The sequence below is a fragment of the Paraburkholderia sp. SIMBA_053 genome (genome assembly GCF_046534895.1).
GTDB classification, from domain to species: Bacteria; Pseudomonadota; Gammaproteobacteria; order Burkholderiales; family Burkholderiaceae; genus Paraburkholderia; species Paraburkholderia caledonica.
In genome coordinates this window covers 140,761-162,160 of the sequence record NZ_JAWRXU010000007.1, presented here as the reverse complement: position 1 = coordinate 162,160, position 21,400 = coordinate 140,761, and the positions used below count along the sequence as shown (strand labels likewise).

At 61.1% G+C, this 21,400-nt stretch carries 21 protein-coding genes; 10 read left to right on the top strand and 11 right to left on the bottom strand.

Annotated elements, in window-relative coordinates; translation table 11 throughout:
- Window positions 1–181: 181 nt before the first annotated feature.
- Window positions 182–742 carry a flagellar transcriptional regulator FlhC gene (gene flhC, locus SB753_RS21790; RefSeq protein ID WP_020070723.1) on the bottom strand — a complete coding sequence of 187 codons (561 nt, stop codon included), beginning with the start codon at window positions 740–742 and terminating at the stop codon, window positions 182–184.
- A gap of 45 nt (window positions 743–787) precedes the next feature.
- On the bottom strand, window positions 788–1,108 hold the full coding sequence (flhD, locus tag SB753_RS21785; RefSeq protein ID WP_006050893.1) for a flagellar transcriptional regulator FlhD: 321 nt from the start codon (window positions 1,106–1,108) through the stop codon (window positions 788–790).
- 702 nt (window positions 1,109–1,810) lie between these two features.
- Between flhD and SB753_RS21780 the strand changes: the two genes are divergently transcribed.
- Window positions 1,811–2,875 carry a glycosyltransferase family 4 protein gene (locus SB753_RS21780; RefSeq protein ID WP_020070722.1) on the top strand — a complete coding sequence of 355 codons (1,065 nt, stop codon included), beginning with the start codon at window positions 1,811–1,813 and terminating at the stop codon, window positions 2,873–2,875.
- Window positions 2,876–3,187: 312 nt separating this feature from the next.
- On the opposite strand, the gene SB753_RS21775 is transcribed toward SB753_RS21780, so the two are convergent.
- Window positions 3,188–3,490 carry an H-NS family nucleoid-associated regulatory protein gene (locus SB753_RS21775; RefSeq protein WP_006050891.1) on the bottom strand — a complete coding sequence of 101 codons (303 nt, stop codon included), beginning with the start codon at window positions 3,488–3,490 and terminating at the stop codon, window positions 3,188–3,190.
- A 294-nt stretch (window positions 3,491–3,784) separates the two neighbouring features.
- Here SB753_RS21775 and aqpZ point away from each other — a divergent pair, with 294 nt between their 5' ends.
- Together aqpZ and SB753_RS21765 are read left to right on the top strand one after the other, a co-directional pair.
- On the top strand, window positions 3,785–4,525 hold the full coding sequence (aqpZ, locus tag SB753_RS21770; protein ID WP_410801768.1) for an aquaporin Z: 741 nt from the start codon (window positions 3,785–3,787) through the stop codon (window positions 4,523–4,525).
- 466 nt (window positions 4,526–4,991) lie between these two features.
- Window positions 4,992–5,303, top strand: a complete 312-nt coding sequence (locus SB753_RS21765; protein ID WP_020070718.1) for a PXPV repeat protein — start codon at window positions 4,992–4,994, stop codon at window positions 5,301–5,303.
- Window positions 5,304–5,445: 142 nt separating this feature from the next.
- Here the strand turns inward: SB753_RS21765 and SB753_RS21760 are convergent, their stop codons facing one another.
- A complete protein-coding gene (locus SB753_RS21760; RefSeq protein ID WP_410801766.1) occupies window positions 5,446–6,267 on the bottom strand; it encodes a Cof-type HAD-IIB family hydrolase in 822 nt (273 codons plus the stop codon).
- 126 nt (window positions 6,268–6,393) lie between these two features.
- On the bottom strand, window positions 6,394–7,284 hold the full coding sequence (locus tag SB753_RS21755; protein ID WP_410801764.1) for a BadF/BadG/BcrA/BcrD ATPase family protein: 891 nt from the start codon (window positions 7,282–7,284) through the stop codon (window positions 6,394–6,396).
- Window positions 7,285–7,420: 136 nt separating this feature from the next.
- Between SB753_RS21755 and SB753_RS21750 the strand changes: the two genes are divergently transcribed.
- Both SB753_RS21750 and SB753_RS21745 read left to right on the top strand, forming a co-directional pair.
- Window positions 7,421–8,017: a DNA-3-methyladenine glycosylase I gene (locus SB753_RS21750; protein WP_410801762.1), complete on the top strand. Its 597-nt coding sequence runs from the start codon at window positions 7,421–7,423 to the stop codon at window positions 8,015–8,017.
- Between the two features lie 364 nt (window positions 8,018–8,381).
- A complete protein-coding gene (locus tag SB753_RS21745; protein WP_410801760.1) occupies window positions 8,382–8,807 on the top strand; it encodes a hypothetical protein in 426 nt (141 codons plus the stop codon).
- A 154-nt stretch (window positions 8,808–8,961) separates the two neighbouring features.
- On the opposite strand, the gene rpsU is transcribed toward SB753_RS21745, so the two are convergent.
- Window positions 8,962–9,174, bottom strand: coding sequence for a 30S ribosomal protein S21 (gene rpsU, locus SB753_RS21740; protein WP_006050883.1), 213 nt, complete (start codon window positions 9,172–9,174; stop codon window positions 8,962–8,964).
- A gap of 358 nt (window positions 9,175–9,532) precedes the next feature.
- Window positions 9,533–10,474, bottom strand: a complete 942-nt coding sequence (locus SB753_RS21735; protein WP_410801757.1) for an aldo/keto reductase — start codon at window positions 10,472–10,474, stop codon at window positions 9,533–9,535.
- A 267-nt stretch (window positions 10,475–10,741) separates the two neighbouring features.
- On the opposite strand from SB753_RS21735, the gene SB753_RS21730 reads away from it, so the two are divergent.
- The 5 genes from SB753_RS21730 (at window position 10,742) to SB753_RS21710 (ending at window position 17,921) form a co-directional block, all read left to right on the top strand.
- Window positions 10,742–11,914, top strand: a complete 1,173-nt coding sequence (locus tag SB753_RS21730) for a flagellin (RefSeq protein WP_204522559.1) — start codon at window positions 10,742–10,744, stop codon at window positions 11,912–11,914.
- A 136-nt stretch (window positions 11,915–12,050) separates the two neighbouring features.
- On the top strand, window positions 12,051–13,577 hold the full coding sequence (fliD, locus tag SB753_RS21725; protein ID WP_020067467.1) for a flagellar filament capping protein FliD: 1,527 nt from the start codon (window positions 12,051–12,053) through the stop codon (window positions 13,575–13,577).
- Window positions 13,578–13,595: 18 nt separating this feature from the next.
- Window positions 13,596–13,895, top strand: coding sequence for a flagellar protein FliT (gene fliT / locus SB753_RS21720; RefSeq protein WP_020067466.1), 300 nt, complete (start codon window positions 13,596–13,598; stop codon window positions 13,893–13,895).
- A gap of 360 nt (window positions 13,896–14,255) precedes the next feature.
- Window positions 14,256–16,730: a tetratricopeptide repeat protein gene (locus tag SB753_RS21715; RefSeq protein WP_410801755.1), complete on the top strand. Its 2,475-nt coding sequence runs from the start codon at window positions 14,256–14,258 to the stop codon at window positions 16,728–16,730.
- A 45-nt stretch (window positions 16,731–16,775) separates the two neighbouring features.
- Window positions 16,776–17,921, top strand: coding sequence for a DegT/DnrJ/EryC1/StrS family aminotransferase (locus SB753_RS21710; RefSeq protein WP_087754275.1), 1,146 nt, complete (start codon window positions 16,776–16,778; stop codon window positions 17,919–17,921).
- Between the two features lie 90 nt (window positions 17,922–18,011).
- On the opposite strand, the gene SB753_RS21705 is transcribed toward SB753_RS21710, so the two are convergent.
- The 4 genes from SB753_RS21705 to SB753_RS21690 all read right to left on the bottom strand — a co-directional run bounded on the left by SB753_RS21705 (window position 18,012) and on the right by SB753_RS21690 (window position 21,400).
- Entirely contained in the window at window positions 18,012–18,746 is a 735-nt protein-coding gene (locus SB753_RS21705; RefSeq protein WP_087754276.1) for an acetyltransferase, read from the bottom strand.
- A 74-nt stretch (window positions 18,747–18,820) separates the two neighbouring features.
- The gene (locus tag SB753_RS21700; RefSeq protein ID WP_410801753.1) at window positions 18,821–19,801 is read right to left on the bottom strand and encodes a transketolase family protein; all 981 of its coding nucleotides are present in this window, start codon (window positions 19,799–19,801) and stop codon (window positions 18,821–18,823) included.
- A gap of 16 nt (window positions 19,802–19,817) precedes the next feature.
- Window positions 19,818–20,639: a transketolase gene (locus tag SB753_RS21695; protein ID WP_020067461.1), complete on the bottom strand. Its 822-nt coding sequence runs from the start codon at window positions 20,637–20,639 to the stop codon at window positions 19,818–19,820.
- 17 nt (window positions 20,640–20,656) lie between these two features.
- Window positions 20,657–21,400: an SDR family NAD(P)-dependent oxidoreductase gene (locus tag SB753_RS21690; protein WP_410801751.1), complete on the bottom strand. Its 744-nt coding sequence runs from the start codon at window positions 21,398–21,400 to the stop codon at window positions 20,657–20,659.

The window sequence follows — 21,400 nt, the reverse complement described above, 5'->3', positions numbered from 1 at the left end:
TTACGGCAACGCACCAGAAAACTTTGACGGAAAAGCGGCTAGCCTCGCCGGTGTAAACCAGAGGCGGGCGCGGCTGGCCGGAGACGTGGACGCGCGGCCCGGCGCGGTAGTCAGCCGGGCGGCAGCGCCCAGTGGGGCGGGGAGATGGACGAGGGCCGCACGGCGGCGGCCCGCTTGAGGATCAGGCGGCGAGCGCAGCGAGGCTCTCGCGGGCGCGGGCGTCCGCAACTTTCTTTGTCTTACCGGCACGCGAAGGCGGCTGGCACAGCCCGCAGATAAAGCCGTGTTTCGGGTCGTGAGCGTGTGCGACGAAATGCCCGCCGCAGCGGCAGCAGGGCGTGATCTGCAGCATCCCCGAATCGAAGAAACGCACGAGCGTCCATGCGCGCGTGAGGCTGAGCACGGGTTCGTCTTCGTGCAACTGCACGTGCTCGAGATAAAGCCGGTAGCTCTTCACGATCGACTGGATCGTCGCGCAGCCGCCATGGTCGGCCATGAAACGGTAGATGTTGTAGAACAGCGAGGAGTGAAAGTTCGGCTGCCACGTCATGAACCAGTCGGTCGAAAACGGCAGCATGCCCTTGGGCGGCGAGACCCCTTTCAGTTCCTTGTACAGCTTGATGAGCCGGTCGCGCGACAGGCTGGTTTCCGCCTCGAGCAGTTGCAGACGCGCGCCGAGTTCGATCAGTTCGATGGCCAGGGTAATTTCCCTGACTTCGAGCACCACGCTTTTATAGGCCATCCGCTTACGTTCCCGTCCCGATTGCTTGCCTTGTGCGGACCGCCATCAGCCGAGTTGCTCGACAGGCTGGCTTGCCATCAGGATCGCGGAGTGCGCCTGCGCAACGGCGCTGGATTTGCCCTTGTCCGCGAGCGCGGACAGCACGGCGTGGTCGTCGAAACGGAAGCGGCACAGCACCTGATTGGACGCCGCCAGCTTCACGGTCTGCGCCAACGAAAGGTTGGCGAGCACGTCGGCCAACTGGTCCGAAATCCCCATGCGGAACATGCCCATCGGCTTGTCTTCGCGGAGCAGGCGCTGCGCGAGCAGGAGATAAGACAGGTTGACTTCTCTGATCTCATTGAGCATTTCGCTTGTCGCGCTCATGATTCCCCCGGGGTGTATCTGGCTGGTCAGGCCGTTACGGAAACGTTTGCTCGAACGCGCGCAGTCAAACCGCGCCGGTCGGCTCGTTTGTAGTCTTGCGAGCATTGTCTCGAAAGGGGGGGCGAAACGAAATCGGACAGACACCCAGCTTGTTTGACGGATTAATCCGTCATTCATGTAGGAGTTTTTCCTACAACGCTGTGTTTTTGGGTTGGGTTAAGCAGATTAACGGGCGCGGAGATCAGGGCCCTTATGCGCGGTGAATCTTAACTTCCCGGCAAATGTGCCAAGCGGTGAGCAGATTAGGCAGTCGGGCCGCACCGTTCGACGGTGAGCCGGATTATAAGACGTTTTCACCGCCCCGTAATATTCCCGACTTTGCGGTCGCGGGCTCGCCGCTTGCTGTAACGGAGCGCGGCGGTTCGAGGAACGTTCGTCATCCCCCGCCAGAATCAGTTTAGAAGCGCCGAAAGCGTGCCTGAGCGTGTGTAACGTCTCGTGTTTCGCGCTGTAACAAGGTTAAGCGTTTGAAAAATAACTCGAATTGGCGCGGCCGATCCCGATAATGACCCTAAGGGATAACCCGATGCAGTTTCGGAGCACCCCCGGGCGGCGGCTACCGCGCCCAACCGTCCGTCAGGCATTCGCTCCTCGCTCTACCCGAGCGCCGCTGTGCGAAGCCGTACTCAACAGGAGAAACGCATGCGAATCGCACAAATTGCGCCGCTGTATGAAGCAGTCCCGCCGAAATTGTACGGTGGCACCGAACGTGTCGTGTCCTACCTCACCGAGGCACTGGTGGACGACGGTCACGACGTCACGCTGTTTGCGAGCGGCGACTCGGCGACTTCCGCGAAGCTCGACGCGTGCTGGCCTCGTGCGCTGCGCCTCGATCCGACGATTCGCGACGCGCTGGCCCCCCATATCCTGATGATGGAAAAGGTGCGCCGGGTCGCACACGAGTTCGACGTGCTGCATTTCCACCTCGACTACATGCCGTTCCCGCTGTTTTCGACGATGGACACGCCGTTCGTGACCACGCTGCACGGCCGCCTCGATCTGCCTGAATTGCAGCCGGTGTTCGATGCGTTCTCGGGCGCGCCGGTCGTTTCGATTTCCGATTCGCAGCGCCTGCCGTTGCCGCAAGCAAACTGGTTGAGCACGATCTATCACGGCTTGCCCGAGCAGCTGCTCACGCCGCAGGCGCACAAGAAGCCGGAATATCTCGCGTTCCTGGGCCGGATCTGTCCGGAAAAGCGTGTCGACACAGCCATCAAGATCGCGGCGCAAAGCGGTTTGCCGCTGAAGATCGCGGCCAAGGTCGACAAGGCCGACCAGGATTACTTCAAGCGCGAGATCGAGCCGCTGTTGTCGCAGGCGCATGTGGAGTTCGTCGGCGAGATCAACGAGGCACAAAAGCCCGAGTTCCTGTCGGGTGCCAAGGCGCTCCTGTTCCCGATCGACTGGTCCGAGCCGTTCGGGCTCGTCATGATCGAGTCGATGGCGTGCGGCACGCCGGTGATCGCGTTCAACCGCGGTTCGGTGCCGGAAGTGATTGACCATGGCGTGACCGGCTATATCGTAGAAGACGTGCAGGGCGCGGTGGCAGCGCTTCAACGTCTCGACGAGTTGTCGCGCAGCGAGATCCGCGCGCAGTTCGAACGCCGTTTCAGTTCGAAGACGATGGCACGCAACTACGTCGACGCGTACTCGGCGCTGATCGAGGCCTCGCGTCGGCCGATGCTGCGCCAGGTTGCGGTGGGCTAAAGCGTGGTGAGCCTGAAGATGGCGGCGCAACCAGGATACTGGTGCTTTAAACGGGCCAGTACTCTGTCGCCATCCAGCCTCACATGCCTGAAGCGCTTTTCGATTGACGCACGGAATGCAGGTATTTTTTCCACGTGAATCGTTTGCGCAAACGGTAACTCGGACTTATCCCGCTTCATTTACAGAAAAGCCGCCTCTCAAAGGCGGCTTTTTTAATGGCGATGTGGATACGCTTCCATGTCCGATTAGAACAGCCCACTAAACCCGGACTCGCGCCGATCCTTCAATTCGCTTTCGTTCACTCGCGAACACTCAGCTTGCACCAATCAAAAAGCGTTCACGGTTCTTGCCGACGATCCACTTGGGCGGTTTTCCCCGGCCGCTCCAGGTATTACCTGTTTTCGGGTCTTGATATTTAGCCGGCAGCGGCGCCTTCTTGGGCGGGCGTCCGCGCTTGGCGGCTACTGCAAAGCCGAGGTCCTGTGCAGTCAGGCCGTATTCGGCGATTTTTTGGCGGATGTCGGCTATCACATTGTCGATTTCCGTACGGCGGGCTTCTTCTGCTTGTGCCTGCAATTTGGCGATCTGCGCCTTGAGGTCTGCATATTGAGACATTCCGGTTCTCCCCTTTTAGATCTCATTCGCTTCGCAGACTAACTGTAATTATAAAAATTCGCAATGGATAACATTACTGATTTAGGACGGTATCTTCTGATAATTATTAAGGTTGATGAATTGCAAAACGGCTTTATCCCGGAATAATCGGTAATGCCGCCCGGCATTGACAATTCTTGACACCCGATTGGCGAGTCTTTCCCTAGAATTGGGCGCTCAAAGGCACGCGCCCGCCCGGAGCGTGCGCCCAGACTCCGTGCTTTCAGAGCATCAACTATTTTAGGATTACCAATCATGCAGTTGTCAAAGCGCCTTGCTGCCGAGTTGTTCGGCACCTTCTGGCTCGTGCTGGGAGGCTGCGGCAGCGCTGTCCTGGCCGCCAACTTCGCCGGTCCGGTGCATGGCCTCGGCATCGGCTTCGTCGGCGTATCACTCGCTTTCGGGCTGACGGTGCTGACCATGGCGTATGCAATCGGCCACATTTCCGGCTGCCATCTAAACCCGGCAGTCAGCGTCGGCTTGGCAGTGGCCGGCCGCTTCCCGGCTCGCGACCTGCTTCCGTACATCGTCGCGCAGGTGGTCGGCGCCGTGCTGGGCGCGGCGGTGCTGGCATTGATCGCCTCGGGCAAGCCCGGCTTCGAACTCGTCGCGAGCGGTTTCGCGAGCAACGGTTATGGCGAGCGCTCGCCGGGCCACTACTCGCTCGCCGCGGCATTCGTCTGCGAGGCGGTTATGACGGGCTTCTTCCTCTTCGTCATCCTCGGAGCGACTGACAAACGCGCGCCGGCCGGTTTTGCGCCTATTGCCATCGGCTTGTGTCTGACGCTGATTCACCTTGTCTCGATTCCGGTGACGAATACCTCGGTCAACCCAGCGCGCTCGACCGGCCCGGCGCTTTTCGTCGGCGGGGCTGCGGTGGATCAGTTGTGGCTCTTCTGGATCGCGCCGATCATCGGCGCCGTTATTGCCGGCGTGCTGTATCCGCTGGTCGCGGAAAGCCGCGACGCTAACGCGCGGAAGCTGGCACTGGACTAACCGGAACCGGTTGGCTGCGGGTTCGAACGGGCGCTACGGCGCCCATTTTTTTATGAAGGCCGCGTGCCGGAGAGGTCTAGCAGCCGCTTCAGTGCTATTTATAGTGTGGGTCTTCGCGGGCGTTTCACGTCCGGCCATCTCAGCGAATTCGTCGAAAGGACCAGATTAATCCGTTATACAGATGTAAGCCGGGATTACGCGCCATGCCGGCAAACGCCTGTCTTAGTTGCCATCAATTCGATGCGCGCGTCGCTTGCCTGCCCCAACGCCCCGCTGCGACAGGCTTTCCGATCAATAAGTGGCGCCGATCCGACGCGGAGCAGGCCCGAATGGATGCTTTCAAGCACTGCGACGATGCTTGCAGTCCGTAACATCTGGTCGCAGTACTCGTGAGGCGCAATGCGTAGATTGAACCTGTGCGACAAACACTCGTCGCTTCACAGCAGGCTCTTGGATGGAGAACAACATGAAACGCATCGTCACTCAATTGCTGGTTGCCGCAGGTCTCGCAGCAGGCGCATGCGGTGTAGCGCAAGCACACACGGATCTGAACATCGGGCTGTCGCTCGGCGCGCCGGTCTATACCCGCCCAGCGCCGGTCTACGCAGCACCGCAGCCCGTGTACTACGGCAATAGCGGCTGGGGCCATCGCTACGATCGCGGCGACTATTATCGCGGCGACCGCCGTTACGAGCACGGCTGGAATCGGGACGACCGCCGTTGGGGCCACGACGACCGGCGCGATCACGGCGACCGCCGTGGCGGATGGCGCGACTAATGACTACGACTAATGGTTACGACTAGTGATTCCGACTGGTAGTTAAGTCGGCAACGAGAGCCGGAGAGACGCCGGCATCTAGTCAACCGGCCCGCATCTGCCGTCGTGCGATGCGGGCCGGTCGCATTCAAGACTCCGGTCGTCAGGCCGTCAGTTCGTCGTCGAGTGAAAACAGCTTGCGCAAGTGATGCGCGACGCCCGCTTCGAAATTGTTGCCTATCCGCGGCACGTTCGGCAGCCGTGTGATCAGATCGGGATTCGCGTTGTTCATCATGAACGGATGGCCGGCCGTTTCGAGCAGGTCGATATCGTTCATGTTGTCGCCGAAAGCCACGCAATGCGCAGCATCCACGCCCACGCGCTCGAGCACGATTTGCAACGCGCGTCCCTTCGAGACATTCGCCGTCATTACCTCCAGGCAGTCCGGCAGCGAATATGTCACGTAGAGCGCGTCGCCGAACTCGCGTGCGAGATTGTCCGCGACCGTGGCCAGATCCGCCGGATCGCCGATGTAAAGAACCTTGGCGATATCGACGCCGTCGTGCGCGAGCAGTTCGGCGACTTCATAGGTGAAGCCGGAATCCTGATGAAACTTCAGCAGCTCCGGCGCGTCGCGGTCGATCAGCCACGCCTGGTCGGCGAACAGGTTGACGATGACGCGACCGTGCCCGCCGACAATTCCGGGCTGCACGAGACGTTGCACGATGGCGGGCGGCAGGTCGTCGGCGTGGATCACAGTGTTGTCGGGCGCATGGATACGGGCGCCGTTCGACGTGATCAGGTACGGCTTGATGCCGAGAATGTCGCGAATACCCGCGACGTCGCAGAAATGGCGGCCCGTTGCGATCACGAATTGCACGCCGTCGCTTTCCAGCTTGCGCACGGTGGCGACCGTGAACGGGTCGACCTGATGGTCGGCATTGAGCAGCGTGCCGTCGAGATCCGTGGCGATGACTTTATACATAGTGAGCAGGCGAGCAGCGTGGAAGGCGCTATTTTACCGTCGATGACGAGATGGGCCCCGAACGCTTCCCGCCCGCATTGAACGCGCGGCGCCCGCGCCCATATCGGACGCCGGTCAGACACTGGCTCACGCGTCGCCCACAAGCCGCGCGGCTTGACGCTGCGCCAGCTGCAAACCACCATGCGCGGAGTCGGACAACGGTTCGCGCAGCCGTGCCTGATAGATCTGCGGCACATACTCGCGCAACGGCGCCCCGAGGCCGCCGCACAGGGCTATGGGCAATGCCCCAGATGGATCGAGCGCGGCAATCATTTTGGCGATCTGAAGCCCCGCTTCGCCGAGCAGCCGCGCGGCGAATGGATGCGCGCGGTGCGCAATCACGATCCGCGCGAGGCTCGCATACGCGGTCTGATTGGCTTCGCAAAGCCACACGACGAGTTCGTCGCGATCGTGTGCGCCGACATGGGCCAGGAGCGCCTGCGCGAGGTCGTCGTTCGGCCCCCGTCCGTCGAGCGCGTGCTGTGCGTGAACAATGGCTCGCACTCCGAGCCAGGCGCCGCTCGCTTCATCACCCGACGGAAAACCATACCCGCTGACCGTCCGGAATTCGCCGTCGTCGCGGTCGGCCGCCGCCGCAATGCTGCCCGTGCCGAGCGCGACAATCACGCCATACGCGCTGCCATGCGCGCCAAGCAATGTTGTGTACGCGTCACTTTCCACGGCGAGCCCGGCCAAAGCTGGCGCCTGCGCGAGAAATGCCGCCAGCCAGTCGCGATTGTTCACGCCCGCGAGACCGCAACCCAATACGCAGCGTGACCAGTCGAGCGCGGCGCCCGCCCGCGCGAATGCATCGGCACAGCCAGCCGCGATTGCTTGCCACGCACGCTCGACGCCCAAGCCAAGACCCGACGGCCCACTTGCCGCCTGCGCCAACTCGCGCCCGTGCGCGTCGGCCAGCACAATGCGTGTGCCGGTGCCGCCGCCGTCAACGCCGATCAGAAATAGGTCTTCGTTCATTGAGAGAGGTGCGTTTCGTGGGAAATGTGCATAGCGTGGCAGGTCTGTTTCGATCCGGCAATTGGCCGAACGGCTAGCTTGCGACGCCCAGGCGTTCCGCTATGCTGGCGAGCGACATGACTACCGGGAGCGCCACATGACACAACGATGCAATTGGGTATCGAGCGAAGCGCTCGCAAAGTATCACGACACCGAATGGGGCGTGCCGTCGCGCGAGGACCAGCATCTTTTCGAAATGCTCGTGCTGGAAGGCGCGCAAGCCGGACTATCGTGGTCGACGATTCTCAACAAGCGAGCGGGCTACCGGCGCGCGTTTGCCGACTTCGATATCGACAAGGTCGCGCGCTTCACGCCGCAACACGTCGACACGCTCGTGGCGGACGAAGGCATCGTGCGCCATCGCGGCAAGATCGAGTCCGCCATCACGAATGCGCGCGCCGTGCAGCAGATCCGGGCGGAACACGGATCGCTCGCCGGCTTCATCTGGTCTTTCGTCGACAACACGCCCATTCAGAACGAGTGGGCGTCGTACAAGCACGCGCCGGCATCGACGGAAGTTTCCGATGCACTCAGCAAAGCGTTGAAGCGCTATGGCTGCAAGTTCGTCGGCTCGACCATCTGTTATGCGTTCATGCAGGCGGTCGGCATGGTGAACGATCACGAGGTGACCTGCATGTGCCGCGCGCGCTGCGCCGCCCTCGGCAAGAAGGGACGGGCTCGCAAGGCCGGTTAGCCGCGGAGACTACACGGTGACGGTGCCGGGCGCGTGTGAGGCAGCGCTCGCCTGCCTACACGGTCCTTGCGCACCGGTCGAAACCGCTATCCGGTAAAGCCCTGCTGCGCTTATCACGGATGCCGGTCGTTATACGGTTATGAGCGTCGCTTCGTTTGCGGAAGCCAGTGGCGATTGGAGCCTGCTGGGGCTTCTTGCGCTGTGCTTGGGCGCCCGCCTGAGTCACGCGGCGAATCCACGGGCAAAGGCCGGAATTGAAGGCTTTTCGCCATGCTAGTCGGGGCTTGGCCAACGCACGCAGGCTGGATACTGGTATCAGACGCTCATCAACGAGTAACCACCGCGCAGCATCGCGAGACCAACCATGAAAACCGTTACCTTCCTCACCCATCAGGACATTTTCGACCGGGCCGTGAGCCACCTTTTCGGCCAGAAGCGCGCAGCACTGCTGCCACGCGGAGGTGGCGCCTATCGTGGCTATTGTGGCGGCTGTCCTGTCGGCAACTTCATCAAGCTGCGCGACTATACGACGGCTATGGAAGGCGTGCCCGTGCGCTATATCGGCAAGACGCCCGTCCCGGCGCCCGCGTATATGGACGTCGGCGTGGCCGCACTGAGGAAAGCGCTGCTGCGTTCGCGCATCAATGTGTACGATCAGGCCACCGTCGATCTGCTCAGCTGCCTGCAAAACGTGCACGACGTGTTCGGCACCTGGGAGTGGGACGAGCGCCTGAACTCGATCGCGCGTCAATTCGGGCTCTCCGTGCACAAGTTGAAGAGCGCAGCGTAACCTCGCGCGAGGCGTCGTCTGGCGACGCCTGAGCACGGCGCGGCGCCGGCCTGCTCAACACGGTAAAGCCGCGTCAACTGCGACCACAAAGCAAAACGGCGGTGTGGCTTCTTTCGAAGCTCACACCGCCGTTCTGACGTGCTGAGAAGCTTGCTTAGTGCAGCTTCTTCGGCAGCATCTGGCTGCGCAGGCGCTTGTGCAGGCGCTTCACAGCAGCGGCCTTCTTGCGCTTACGTGCCGTAGTCGGCTTTTCGTACGATTGGCGCTCACGCAGTTCTGCGATCAGGCCGTTCTTTTCGATTGCGCGACGAAAGCGGCGAATCGCCACTTCGAACGGCTCGTTTTCCTTCAGAAGAATCGTCGTCATGTAATTCCTAACTCAATCACTTGATATGGGTTGATTGCGTGGCGGAGACCGCTCACGCGCCGGCCCTCCGGTCGTTTCGATTCATGGCCAGTAACAGGCAAACGCGGGAAGAACCCGGCCAAACCACGAATGAAACGAGAGGCAAAGCGGCCACGGAGGCCGGAAAAGAGAGGTGCGGAGCTCACCGCGGAACGCGGACAGACGTACTGCAAAGCCGCGTCTGCTGCCGTTTCGCCAACCTTTCACCAACGGAAAACCGATGACGAAACAGGCAAAGATCTCAATTCACTCCCGATGATATCAGGAAACTCTCCATGCTACCAGGGGTTTAGGGATTACGCCAGGCCATCCGAGCGATTCATGCGCTCGCATCGTCCAGTTCGCGGATGTCGGTACTCGTGAGCGTCAGATGAACCGCGGCGACAAGGCTTTCCAGCTGCTGCAGCGACGTCGCGCTCGCAATCGGCGCGGTCACGCTCGGGCGCGCAATCAGCCATGCCAGCGCGACGCTGGCCGGCGTGCTGCCATGCCGCGCCGCGACGCGGTCGAGCGCCGTGAGAATCTGCAAACCACGTGGGTTCAGATACTTTTCCACGCGGCTACCTCGCGCCTTATTGGCGAGATCCTCCTGCGAACGGTACTTTCCAGAGAGGAATCCGCTCGCAAGACTCCAATACACGACCACACCCAACTGATGGGCTACCGCAACGGGCTCGATGTCGGTCTCATATTCGGCCCGGTCGTACAGATTGTATTCCGGTTGCAACACCTGGTACTCGGGCAGCCCGTGCTGGCGGGAAATGGCAAGCGCCTCCTCGACGCGCGCACCGCTGTAGTTAGACGCACCAATCACTCGCACCTTACCGGCTTCGATCAGCCGCTGGTACGCGCCGAGTGTCTCGGCAAGCGGCGTTTCGGTATCGTCTTCGTGGGAAAAGTACACGTCGATGTAATCGGTCTGCAAGCGGCGCAGCGAGTCTTCCACTGCCGCCCGAATGTTCGCCGCCGAAAGTCCCTTACGCTGCGGATGCTTCGCCACTTTCGTCGCAAGCACGATTTTGTCGCGCTTGCCGCTCTGCCGGAACCACTTTCCGATGACGGTTTCGGACTCGCCGCCCTGATTGCCGGGCGCCCAGGCGGAATAGACGTCGGCCGTATCGATGAAGTCCAGTCCGGCGTCGACGAAGGCATCCAGAATCGAAAACGACGTCGCTTCATCGGCGGTCCAGCCGAATACATTGCCACCGAACATAAGCGGTGCGACTTGCAATTCCGAGCGTCCAATGCGGCGTCTTTGCATGATTTCTTCCGCGTTTATTCACAAGAGAAAAAGAGAATACGCCGCCTTTTCAAATCGTGCAGCGCACCCATGAATCGCACCGCAAACCCTTGTCGGGCGGGGCTCGCACGCCTCGTCCGCGATAGCAATTGGACCGCGATAAAAGAAAGTCCCTCAAGTTTTTTTTAGGGGGGCCGTCAACCTTCACTGAGGCGGCCAGCAATGAACGAGTGCTTCCGCCGATGCCAACGTGGCGTATTGGGCTCAGGCTTATTTAGGAGATTTTCCATGCTCGGAATCAATAGCAATATCAACTCGCTGGTTGCACAGCAAAACCTCAACGGCTCGCAAAGCGCCCTGTCGCAAGCTATCACCCGCCTGTCGTCGGGCAAGCGCATCAACAGCGCGGCTGACGATGCAGCAGGTCTGGCGATCTCGACGCGTATGCAAACCCAGATCAACGGTCTGGGCCAAGGCGTGTCGAACGCGAACGACGGCGTTTCGCTGATTCAGACGGCGTCGAGCGCGCTGTCCTCGCTGACGTCCAGCCTGCAGCGTATCCGTACGCTGGCTGTGCAAGCTTCGACGGGCACGATGTCCTCGTCGGACCAGGCAGCTCTGCAGAAAGAAGTTGCGCAGCAAATCCAGGAAGTGAACCGTATCGCGTCGCAAACGACGTACAACGGCACGAACATTCTGGACGGCTCGGCTGGTATCGTGGGCTTCCAGGTTGGCGCGAACGTCGGTCAGACGATCAACCTCGACCTGTCGAAGAGCATGTCGGCAGCTAGCCTGGGTAGCGGTTCCCTGGCAACCGGCCAACTGGCTGGCACGATCAGCGGTCTGGACATCGACGCATCGACCGGCGCAGCAGCAACGGCTGGTTACACCGGCAGCGCGATCACCTCGATCAACGTTCTGTCCGACGGTCACGGCGGCTTCACGTTCACCGATCAGAATGGTGGCTCGATCGGCGCAACGGTTGCTGGCTCGATCTTCTCGACCGGTACTTCGACGGGCGCGACGACGACTTCGCCGATCACCACGCTGACGATGTCGACGGGTGCATACGACACGACCAACGCAGCACTGGGCACGTCGATTACCAACGCGACGGCGCAGATCGGTGCGGTCAACGCATCCAATACCACCGTTTCGAGCCTCGACATCAGCACGGTCAGCGGCGCGAACGTGGCGATGGTCGCAATCGACAACGCACTGACCGCAGTCAGCAACCTGCAAGCAAGTCTCGGTGCAGCACAGAACCGCTTCAGCGCGATTGCAACGTCGCAGCAAGCTGAAGCAACCGACCTGTCGTCGGCACAATCGCAGATCACCGACGCGAACTTCGCACAGGAAACTGCTAACCTCTCGAAGGCTCAAGTGCTGCAACAAGCTGGTATCTCGGTTCTGGCGCAAGCCAACTCGCAGCCGCAGCAAGTTCTGAAGCTGCTCCAGTAATAGCTTCTGAAGTTTGACCGGGCTTCGCGCATAAAGCGCGTTGTCCGGTTTTTAGCTATTCGATGGAAGGTTCGCCTTCCATCCTGCATTTCTGTCACGTCAATCACGCATCAAAACGGACGCACGGAGCATTTCCATGTCAACGATTACGAGTTCATCGGCGGCAAGCGCAGCCTCGGCGACAGTCGCAGCCGACAACGCAGCCCTGCAGCAGGCCATGCAATCGGTCATCAGCGGCGCGACCGGCAACACCTCGCTGGATGTCAACTCGCTCGTCACGGCGCTCGTGAATTCCAAAACTGCTGGCCAGGTTGCAGCAATGGCAGCCAAGCAAAGCAGCGACAACACCCAGATTTCCGCATTCGGCACGCTCTCGGCCGCGCTCGGCGCGCTGGAGAGCGGCCTCAGCTCGCTGTCCAACGGCGGGCTTGCATCCACTTTCACCGCCACCATGACGGGCGGCACCGGCATCACCGCGACGGCCAAAACGGGCGCGGTCGCTGGCAGCTATAGCGTCGCCGTCTCGCAAATCGCAACGGCGCAGGCGCTGACGTCTTCCAAATTCACCGCGAACCAGACACTTGGCTCCGGAACGCTCGCCGTTTCACTCGGCAGCAAGTCGTTCAATGTATCGATCGACAGCAGCAATAACACCGTGGCCGGCATCGCCGCAGCGATCAACAGCGCGACCGGCAATCCTGGCGTTACCGCGACGGTCGTCAACGGCACCGACGGCGCCCACCTCGTGCTCGCCTCTTCCGGGACCGGTGCGGCGAGTACGATCAGCGTCGCAGTCAACAATGTGACCGGCGATAACGGTCTGTCGAGCCTCGGCGTGACGTCCACTGCCAGCACGACGGGCGGCCAGTCGACTTTTGTGTCGGCGAACAGCTCGAACGCGTGGACGCAAAGCTCTGCCGCGCAGGACGCCGAATTCACCATCAACAACGTCGCGGCATCCAGTTCGACGAACGCAGTGACCAGCGCGATCGCAGGTGTCACACTGAACCTGACTTCCGCAGCGGTTACGAGTCCGGCGACCACGCAGACGCTGACCGTGGCAACCGACACCGCGACGCAGGCCAGCACGATCAACAACTTCGTGTCGCTCTACAACACCGTCGTGACGACGATGGGCACCCTCGCGCAGTACACGTCTGGCGCGACCACGCAAGGCCCGTTGCTCGGCGACTCCACGCTCAACACGATCAAGAACACGCTGGCTTCGATCATTGCAGGCGGTGTGAAAGACGGCAGCACGACCAACAGCCTCGGCTCGATCGGCATCTCGCTGCAGGCCGACGGCACGCTGCAGGTCGACAGCACGGCGCTCAATAACGCGTTGACGAACAATTCGACAACCGTAGCGTCGATTTTCAACTCGACCAACGGTATCGGCGCAAAGCTCAGCACCAGCATTACGAACTTCACGCAGACGGGCGGCATGATCGACGCGCGAACCAGCGCGCTGAACTCCGACCTGAAAAGTCTCACGACGCAGCAGACGAGCCTGAACGATTACATCGCGCAACTGACGAGCCAGTATTCGGCGCAGTTCACCGCGCTCAACACGCTGATGGCCACGACGAGCAACAACTCGGCGTACCTGACGCAGCTCTTCGGCGGCACGAACAGCGCCGGCGCGCTCGCGACCAACAAGTAACAGCACGGAGAACCGCAAATGGAGCAATCTGCCCTGATCGAGAAAGTGCTGGCACTGACCGGCGAAATCGAGCACGCGGCCGCGCTGGCCGACTGGCCCGAAGCCGCGCGACTTGCCGAACTGCGCTCGCCGCTCATCATGTCGCTCGACGCCCAGCAGGTTCAGGGCTCGCTCGATGTGATCCGCTCGATCGTCGCGCGCAACGACGCGATCGTCGCCGACGCACAAACCACGCAGGTCGAATTGCAGGCGGAATACACGGCTGCCATGCGCCGCGTGAGCGCCGCGAATCAGTATCAGAAGGCGGCACAGCTGTAAGCGGTACGAACGGCCCGCCGGACGAGCCGCGGAACGGCAGAACGACAGAACAGAAGAACAACAACACGCGCGCCAGCATAAAGGTGCGCACGCTTCACCCTCGCCCGCCTTGCGCGGGCGTTTCTTTTTGTGCTTCCAGCGAGACACACGAGGACGGCCGACGCCCCTGGAAGCCCGGCGCGAGAGCCTCGCGCAACCCATGTCGACACATTGCCGAAAGGCCTGCGAGCGGCGTTTCATGGCGGCGTCGCCGGGTGGCCGTAATCAGGTGAATTGGTGGCCATTTTGCCGTCACTTCCACCCTTCAGGCTGCGAATTCCGACTTGATAATCCAACGTACAGCTTCCTCGTGCGAGCATCATGTCCATCCAATTCGACTTCTCGGCTCCCCAGCCTCTCTCTCCTGAACAGCAGCGCGCTCAGGACATCGCTCTCGTCATGCAGAGCGCCATCGAGCAATATCACGCGGGTGAGGTCGACGACGCGCGGGCGCTTTTCGAAGCGATCGTCGAAGCGGTGCCGAATCATCCCGATGCGAACTACAACCTCGGCGTGATCAAGGTGCAGACCGACCGTGCCGCTGAGGCCGTCGCGCACTTCGAGGTCGCGCTGGGCGTGCGGCCGTCTAACGGGCAGTACTGGGTGGCCTACATCAACGCGCTGTTCCAGAGCGACCAGACGGCGGCGGGCTGGCTCGCGGTAGAAATGGCGCAGCAACAGGGCGTCAACGGTCCCGCGCTAAATGGCCTGATCACGCAGCTGGCCTATCCGGACCGCAAGCTCGAGACGGTGCCCAATGCGCGCCCAACGACGGCGAACAACATCACGCTGATCGTCGGCGAAACGGCGGCCGAAGCGCAACAGCAGGAACCCGCGCCTCAGGAAGAGCAGCGCGAAGCGGCGCCAGTGTCGATAAAAACGACCAAGCACCGTCAGGCCGAAAAGGGCGAACTGCACAAGCACAACACGCTGGTGCACAAAGGCCAGATCGCCGAGTCGGTCGCCGTGGCGCGCAAGCTGGTGGCGCGCTACCCGAAAGACAGCGAATGCTGGCGCGCGCTGTCTATTTCGCTGCACAAGAACAGCCAGTTCCGCGAAGTGATTCCGGCCGCGCGCAAGGCCGTCGAACTCGACCCGAACGATGTGATCTGCCGCCTGCTTCTGTCGGATACGCTGCGCCACACTGGCGCATTGGCCGAGGCGGAAACCCAGGTGCGCGAACTGCTCGCGCTCGTTCCCGATCACGCGGAAGCGCACCGTATTCTCGGCGTGACGCTGATTGCACTCGGCAAACGTGCTGAAGCCATTGCATCGTGTCAGCGCGCCGCCGATCTCGCGCCGCGGTCCGCCGCCGTGCATAGCTCGCTCGGCACGCTCTACCTCGGCATCGGCGCGATGGATCTTGCGGAGAAGGCACTGCGTCTCTCGCTGGAACTCGAGCCGACCAACAGCAACGCGCGTAGCAACCTGCTGTTCTGCCTGACGCACAACAGCACGATCGACAAAGCGGCGCTCTACAAGGAGCACTGCGTGTTCGGCCAGATCCACGACGTGCCCTCAGCCAGCAACCGCCGCTATCCGAACAAACGCAATCCGGACCGCAAGCTGCGGATCGGGTTTGTTTCCGGCGACTTCTGCAACCACGCGGTGGCTTACTACTTCCTGCCGATCGTGCGGCATCTGAGCCGCGACCCGAACCTGTCGCTGCACTTCTATTACACGTTCGGGCTCCAGGATCACATGACGGAGCAACTGCGTGCGCATGCGCACGCCTGGAATGCAGTCGCCGACATGAGCGACGCCGCGCTGGTGAAGAAGATCCGCGACGACAACATCGACATCGTGGTCGATCTGTCGGGACACACCGCGCATACGCGAATCGTCGCGCTCGCGCAGAAGCCGGCGCCCGTGCAGGCATCGTGGATCGGCTATCCGGGAACCACCGGCATGGCCGCGTTCGATTACTACATCGCGGACCGCTTCGTCGCGCCTATCGACGAGTTCACGGAACAGTTCACCGAAAAACTCGCACTGCTGCCGTCGTCGACCGCTTATATGCCGCCGCCGAACTGCCCGCCGGTCAATGGCCTGCCTGCTCTCCACAAGGGCTACATCACGTACGGCAGCTTCAACCGGCTGAACAAGCTGAGCCCCGAGGTCATCGCGCTGTGGAGCACGATTCTGCGTGCGCAGCCGACCTCGCGCATGGTCATCGGCGCGATCGGCAGCAAGCTCGACGAAGAGACGTATCTGGACTGGTTCAGGGCCGAAGGCATCGACACGTCGCGGCTCACGTTCTGCCCTCGCACGACGTTGCCCGTTTATATGCAGCAGCATCATCACGTGGACCTGTGTCTCGACACGTTCCCTTACGTGGGTTCGACAACCACGCTTAACGCGCTATGGATGGGCGTGCCGACTGTGACGATGCCAGGCATCTCGATGCCGAGCCGATGCGGTGCGGGCTGGCTCGAACAGGTTGGACTTCACGAATTCGTCGCGCGCGACAAGGAAGAGTTCGTGCAGAAGAGTATCGATTTGACGCGCGATCTGGATGCGTTGAGCCGTCTTCGCATCGGCATGCGCGATCGCTGCCAGGGTTCTGTGCCGTTCCAGCCGGAGAAGGTGGCCGGCGGTCTGTCGATCGCGCTGCGCACGATGTGGAACCGCTGGTGCGCCGAAGAAACGCCGAGCGCATTCGAAGCGACCTTGCCTGCGGACTGGTGCCCGCCGCCTGCGCCCGAGGACAAGCCCGACCTGAAGTCGAATTCCAAGGCCGACGCCAAGACCGACGCCAAGCCGGAAACAGAGCCTGAAGTCAAAACAGCGGCGTGACGGATTCGTCCGGGCATTGTCCTCAATAAAAGTGAAGACGCGAATATGAATGCGAGCCTACCAGCCGAAGCGCTCTCGGCGCTGACCCAGGAAACGATCTACGTCACGCAGCCGCACCTGCCGCCGCTCGACGATTTCGTCCCGTATCTGCGGGAAATCTGGGACCGCAAGATCCTGACTAACGGCGGCCCATTTCACCAGCGCCTCGAGAAAGCGCTCGAAGAATATCTGGGCGTCGACCACCTCGCGCTGCTGTCCAACGGCACGCTCGCTCTCGTTACCGCGTTGCAGGCTTTGCGCATTACCGGCGAAGTCATTACGACCCCGTATTCGTTTGTCGCGACCGGTCACTCGCTACTGTGGAACGGCATCAAGCCGGTTTTCGTCGACGTGGACCCTGTGACGCTCAACATGGACCCCGCGAAGATCGAGGCCGCGATCACGCCGCAAACAACCGCGATTTTGCCGGTGCATTGCTATGGCTATCCGTGCGACACCGACGCCATCCAGAAGATTGCCGACAACTACAACCTGAAGGTCATCTACGACGCCGCTCACGCGTTCGGTGTTAAAACCGGCGGCAAGAGCGTTCTGCGACACGGCGATCTTTCAGTGCTCAGCTTCCATGCAACGAAGGTGTTCAACACTTTCGAAGGCGGCGCGATCATCTGTCCCGACGCCAAGACGAAGCAGCGTGTGGATCATCTGAAAAACTTCGGCATCGTGGACGAAACCACCGTGGTGGCGCCCGGCATCAACGGCAAGATGAGCGAGATCAACGCGGCGTTCGGCTTGCTGCAACTCGAACATATCGACGAAGCGCTTGCACGCCGCCGCGATATCTCCGCGCGCTACTGTGAACTGCTCGCCAATGTACAGGGCATTCACTGCCTGCCCGCGTGCGAAGACACGGTCTCGAATCACGCGTACTTCCCGATTCTCGTCGGCGACAAGTATCCGTTGAGCCGCGACGCGTTGTACGAGCGATTCCGCGAACACAACGTCATCGTGCGTCGTTACTTCTATCCGCTGATTTCGGATTTTCCGATGTACCGTGGCTTGCCGACGGCGCATCGAGCGAATCTGCCGATCGCGTCCGACGCCGCGCAACGAGTGCTCTGTCTGCCGATCTTCCCGACTCTGTCCGACGCGCAAATGGACCGGATTGTCGACATCATCACGTCCTGCTAAGAAGTCTGGGCGGACGTTTCAAATGCACGGCGGCGCCAGGCGCCGTACCGTGCGCCTGGCTATACCTTCCACGAATAATCGAATCGGCCGTTAGCCTTGCACTGCCGCCGCGCGCGTTGCTTCGAGCGCGTTGTTCTTCGAGATCTGCAGCTCGGCGAGCAACTCCAGCGCGCGACCCTCGTCCTTCGTGAGATCTTCGAGAAACGCGCCGTTGTTCGCCTTGATCCAGTCGAGCGGCATGTCCCACCACGCGAGTTCGAGCAGGCGCTCACGGATCTTTTCCGGGAAGCGGAAGCGCACCAGCCGCGCCGGCGATCCGACATATATTCCATAGGGCTCGCTGCGAAAGTTCGGCGGCACGACCGCGCGTGCGCCGATCACGCATCCGCTCTCAATCACGCTGCCGCCAAGGATCATCGCTTCGTCGCCGATCCATACATCGTTGTGGACGATCGTGTCGCCGTATTGGGGCATTTCGCAATTGGTCAGACCGTTTCCGTACAGCGAGAACAGGGTCATCGAGATGCCTTTGATCTCATGCTGGCCATTCAACACGAACTTAAGGCGCTGGCCGCCAGCCACATTCTTGCCGATCACGAGCTTCTGAGCGGCGCCGTCGTACTTGACGATCGAGCCGACACCCAGCCCCGAGCATCGGCCGATATGAAATGTGCCGACCGCGGCTTCTTCGTCCAGCCAGTTACGGAAACAGTTATTCGGAATGGTTGAGAAAGCGCCGTCTCGATAGCCGATTACAACGAACTGCTTCGAGAGAGGATGGTTCGGCAGGATGCCGATGCTGTCATCCGATGTCACGACGTTCATATGTTTTGTCTTTCTTCGGGTTAGAAGTGCCGGATAGAAAAAAAGCCCGGCATATATGCCGGGCTTCGTGTCAATCAGTCGCCGGACTCAGCTGCAAACGCCGAGATACGCGCGGCGATTTTCTCCGCGACCAGCCCGGTTTTCTCGAGCATGTAGCGATACTCGCCTGCCTTCTCGAAGCGGTCCGGCAAGCCGAGAATCAGTTGCGGCGGCGCCGCTCTTTTCGACGCCTTGTATTCGGCGACCGCGCTGCCAAGACCGCCGATCACCGAATGCTCCTCGACGGTGACGAGCACTTTTGAACTTGCCATTGCTGCGTCGATAGCCGCGGTGTCCAATGGCTTCAACGTATGCATGTTGACCACTCCGACCGACATGCCTTGCGCTTCGAGCAGCTTCGCAGTTTCGAGCGATTCGTGCACCATCGTGCCGTTCGCGATGATCGTCACGTCCGAGCCGCGGCGCAGCGTGATCGCGCGGCCAATGCGGAAATCGTAGTCCTCGGTATAGACGGGCGGATTGTTGACTGCGCCCGTCAACCGGATATACATCGGCCCTTTGAAATCGGCGGCCGCTTGCACGGTCTTGATGATCTCCGCGCAATCGGCCGGGCACACCACCGTCATATTCGGAATCGAGCGCATCACAGCCGCGTCTTCGATGCCGTAGTGCGAATTGCCGAGAAATGCCATCGATACGCCGCTGCCAATCGCCACGGCTTTTACGTTCATCTCCATGTAGCCGAGATTCATGCGAATCTGCTCGGCCGCACGCATCGAAATGAACGGTGCGAACGACGTGGCGAAGACGTTGTAGCCTTCCTTCGCGAGGCCGGCGGCAACGCCCACCAAGTTCTGCTCCGCAATGCCGATGTTCAGAAACTTCTCGGGATACGCTTTCTTGAAGCGATCCAGACCCGACGAGTTGCCGAGGTCGGCGGACATCAGCATCAGATCGTCATGCGTCTCGCCAATCGACAAAGCCGCGAGACCGAACACGCCGCGCGAACCGAGCCGCGACCATTGACGCGCATTGCTTGCGTTGATTTCCAACATTTGATTCGGTCTCCGTTCAGTCCGCCATGACGCTCAACTCGGCGAGCGCAAGATCGTAGTTTGTCTTGGTCAGCCGGTTATGGTGCCATTCATTGTTGTTCTCCATGAAGGAGATGCCCTTTCCCTTGACCGTATGCGCGACCAGCACGCGCGGCCGGTCGGCAACCTTGGGCGCCTCGAAAGCGGCTACCAGTTGCGCGATGTCGTGACCGTCGACTTCATGCACGTCCCAGCGGAAGCTGCGGAACTTATCCGCGAGGTCGCCCAGGTCCATGATCTGGCCCGCTTCGCCGTCGCTTTGCAGTTTGTTGTAGTCGACCATCGCCACCAGGTTGTCGAGTCGCAATTGTGCGGCCGACATGATCGCTTCCCACACCGAACCTTCGTTGCATTCGCCGTCGCCGAGCAGCACGTATGTTTTGAACGGCTGCTTCTTCTTTTTGGCCGCGAGCGCGATGCCGATCGCCATCGAAAGACCCTGCCCGAGGCTACCATTCGAAGACTCGATACCGAGATCCATGTTCATGACCGGATGAGCAATCAGATGACTGTCGTTGGTCTGAAAAGTGTTGAACACCGCGTCGTCGATAATGTCGGCCGCTCGCAGCGCCGAAAAATAACCGAGTACGCCGTGACCCTTGCTGAGAATAAAGCGGTCGCGTTCCGGCCAGCGCGGGTTCGCACGGTCGTAGCGCAACTGCCTTGCATACAGCGTGGCCATGATCTCCACCATCGACAACCCGCCGCCCAGGTGGGCGCTCAGATTGCAGTGGTGGCTCACCTCGAGGATTTTCTGGCGCATCAGCAAAGCCATGCGCTCGATGTCGGAGTAGTTCATAGTGTCTCGTCCTGAATTCATACCATGCCGCCGTCCACCCGCATGATCTGCCCGGTCACACTGGCGGACAGATCCGATGCGAGGAACAGCGCCATGTTGGCAACGTCCTGGGGTTCGATCGCGCGCTTGAGCGCCGACGAAGCAATCAACTTTTCACGGGCAGCTTCGGACATCTGGTCGTACATGTCGGTGCGCGTCACGCCGGGCGCAATCGCATTCACGCGAATGCCCGCCGCGCCGAGTTCCGTGGCCATGCTTTGCGTCGCGCGTGCGAACGCAGCCTTGCTCGATCCATAGGCGAGCGTGCCCGGATCGGCGACCATCGCGGCCGTGGATGCGATGTTGATGATGGAGCCGGCCTTGTGCCGCGCCATCGAGCGCGCGAGTCCTTGCGTCAGCAGAATCTGGCTGAAGAAGTTGATCTCGAAGAGACGGCGCAATTCTGTCATCGACGTCATCTGGAAGATCGCGCCGCTCGCCACGCCGGCATTGTTCACCAGTACGTCGATGCGAGGCGCGAGGCTCGCGATCTGGCGGACGGCGGCTTTCACCGACGCTTCATCGGCGAGGTCGACACCGACTGCGTGCGCCGTCACGCCGTGCTGCTGGGCGAGCGACGCAAGCCATTGCTGTTTCTCGTCGCTCACTTCGCGCATGCAAGCGATCACGCTTGCGCCTTGCGCGGCGAAGGTTTCGGTAATTGCGCGGCCGATGCCCCGATTGGCGCCGGTAATCACCGCGAGCTTGTCTTTTAGCAACAT